Genomic DNA, 2,333 nt, shown 5'->3' on the forward strand with positions numbered 1-2,333 from the left:
GGCGTCGCCGGACTGCGCCGCCGCGAGGCGCGCCTGCGGCTCGCGCAGCAGCGCGGCCAGCGGCCGCTGGCCGGCCAGCCACTGCGCCAGATGGGATTCGTAGAACAGACCGCTTTCGCTGACGGCCTGCGCGAGCGCCGCGCGCAATGCCGCCGCCGGCAGCGTCGCCGCGTCGTGCGCCGCCGAAGCGGCCGAGGCCTGTGCGCCCGGCGCGGCGGACGCATCCGCCGGATCGGCCAGCAGCACAGTGGGATCGGCGAGCAACGGCGCGCGTCCGACCACCGCCGGCGTCGCGTCGCCGCCCGCGCGCGAAATCGCGTCGAGCACGCGTCCGACCTCGGACAGCGCCGTCTGCGTGGAAGCCGGCGGCGCGGCGCCCGGCGCGAGCGTGCCGAACGACGGCGACGCGCCGGTACCCGGCGTGCCGACCTGCGCGGTCGCACCGCCGCCGGCGGCCGACGACACGGTGCCGGTCAGCAGGCTGTCGAGGCGGCTCGCCAGCAGCGCGGCCGCAACGGAGTCGATACCGGTCATGATCGGAGCCTGCCCATCTCGGCCACCTCGTTGCGAATGCCGGACGCGGCGCCCCCGCGAACGCGCGAGCCGCCCCGCTCCCGGAACAAACCGGCGCTACCCGCGCGCGCGGTAGAGATCGGTCAGCACGTGCGTCGATCGCCGCGCCTCGAACAGCGCGGACAGCCGCGCGACTTCCGGACTGGCAAGATCGCGGATCGCGGCGTCGTCGGCCAGGATCCGGCGGATCAGCTCGAGCTTGCGGCCCAGTTCCGACTCGTCGAGCGCCACGCTCGGCTCGGCGGCCTTCAGCCCGTCGACAAGCCGCAGGTACTCGTCCTGCAGTCCCGGCAGCGCGCTCCAGTCGGCGCCGCGCGCGGCGCGCAGCATCCGGCCCGACACGGCCGCGAGCGCCTCGTAGCGCGCGAAGTAGTCGGCGTTGCGATTCATCGGGCGACGTCCGCGGCCTGTTGCGCGGCCATGCGCGCGACCTCCGGGCCGATGCCCGTCCACGCTTCCTCGAGCGTCGCGAGCAGCCCGTCGACCTCGACCAGCATCGCGTCGCTCGCCTGCGCGTTCGCTTCCAGCAGGCGCCGGCCGATATACGCGTACAGCGCATCGAGGCGCGCCGCGATCTCGCCGCCCGCGTCGCGGTTCAGCGACGTCTGCAGGCCGCTCTCGACGATGCGGATCGCCTTGCCGATCGCGTCGCCGCGCGCCGCCACGTTGCCCTGCTGCAGATGCATGCGCGCCAGCGCGACGGCCTGCCGCGCGCCCTGGTACAGCATCGCGATCAGCCGGTGCGGGGAGGCGCCCATCACCCCCGTCTCGACGCCGACACGCGCGTACGCATTGGCTCCAGCGTGTCCTGGGGAAAACATGCGCTTCTCCTTGTTCGGTGCTTTGCTATACGGATACCGCCGCCGTGCGTCCCACGACGCGGCGTTCTCCCGGAGTTATCGGAAGGGATTTGAAAAGCTTTAGGCAAGCGGAACGGGGGCTGGATCGCCGGACGACCGGCCCCGGATCGCCGACGGCCGGGCGGGCTGCTTACGCCGGACCGGCCGGTGGAACGGGGCTCACGGTAGCCGTCCCCGGGGGAGCCGCCGCCGGATGGCCGCCTCGAATGGCCGCCCCATTACACCGACATCTGCATGATGTCGTTGTACGCGCTCACAAGCTTGTTGCGGACCTGAAGCCCGAACTGGAAGCCGATGTTGGCTTTCTGCATGTCGACCATCACGTCGTTCAGCGACACGTTCGCGGCGCCCACCTCGAACGCCTGCGCCTCGCCGAGCGCGTGCTGCTGGTCGCCGCTGATCTTGTCGAGCGACGCCTTCATCGCGCTCGCGAACGTGCCGGCCGTCGCGGCGCCGGAGCCGGCGAGCGCCGCCGCCGGGCTCGACGCGCCGCCCGACGCCTGCGCGGCCATCGCCTGCATCTGTTGCAACACCGAACCGATTCCGCTGACGTTCGCAGTCATGCCGTCCCCACGCACACATAGAAAGAAAGGCCCGGCCGCGCCGGGCGATCCGCCGGCGCCGCACCGCGCGCGCCATGCCGGATCGCGAACAAGCATAGCAGCGCCCCACGCGGCAAAGCCGTGAAAGTACGGGGGAAACCCCGCTCTTTTCGGTCGATCGGCGCACCGCCCGGATCCCGATAATCGCATCGTGTCATTGTCCGCCCGCTCGCCCGAGCGGCTCAGTCGTCCCGCTCCGGAGAACCTCGACGCATGGATTCGCAGGCCAATTCGCTGATCAACCCCGACGCCCGCGCGGGCCTCGCCAGCCCGGCGCCCGGCGCCGCCGCGGCCGCCG

3 protein-coding genes and 1 pseudogene are annotated in these 2,333 nt (G+C 72.6%); all 4 read right to left on the bottom strand.

Translation table 11 applies throughout. From position 1 onward, the window contains the following. Positions 1-534, bottom strand: a pseudogene (locus BST28156_RS34350) (flagellar hook-length control protein FliK); the annotation flags it as partial. 96 nt (positions 535-630) lie between these two features. After that, entirely contained in the window at positions 631-963 is a 333-nt protein-coding gene (locus tag BST28156_RS34355; protein WP_060244197.1) for a flagellar protein FliT, read from the bottom strand. Then, the gene (gene fliS, locus BST28156_RS34360; RefSeq protein WP_040128471.1) at positions 960-1,394 is read right to left on the bottom strand and encodes a flagellar export chaperone FliS; all 435 of its coding nucleotides are present in this window, start codon (positions 1,392-1,394) and stop codon (positions 960-962) included. The genes BST28156_RS34355 and fliS overlap by 4 nt, the downstream gene beginning before the upstream one ends. Positions 1,395-1,651: 257 nt before the next feature. Beyond that, positions 1,652-1,996 carry a flagellar hook-basal body complex protein FliE gene (gene fliE / locus BST28156_RS34365; RefSeq protein ID WP_060244200.1) on the bottom strand — a complete coding sequence of 115 codons (345 nt, stop codon included), beginning with the start codon at positions 1,994-1,996 and terminating at the stop codon, positions 1,652-1,654. Between the last annotated feature and the right edge of the window lie 337 nt (positions 1,997-2,333).

The organism is Burkholderia pseudomultivorans (assembly GCF_902499075.1).
In the GTDB taxonomy this organism is placed as follows: domain Bacteria; phylum Pseudomonadota; class Gammaproteobacteria; order Burkholderiales; family Burkholderiaceae; genus Burkholderia; species Burkholderia pseudomultivorans.

Excerpts from the sequence above, each read along its gene's own strand:
- BST28156_RS34355 (WP_060244197.1), bottom strand. The coding sequence starts at position 963 with ATGAATCGCAACGCCGACTACTTCGCGCGCTACGAGGCGCTCGCGGCC.
- fliS (WP_040128471.1), bottom strand. The coding sequence starts at position 1,394 with ATGTTTTCCCCAGGACACGCTGGAGCCAATGCGTACGCGCGTGTCGGC.
- fliE (WP_060244200.1), bottom strand. The coding sequence starts at position 1,996 with ATGACTGCGAACGTCAGCGGAATCGGTTCGGTGTTGCAACAGATGCAG.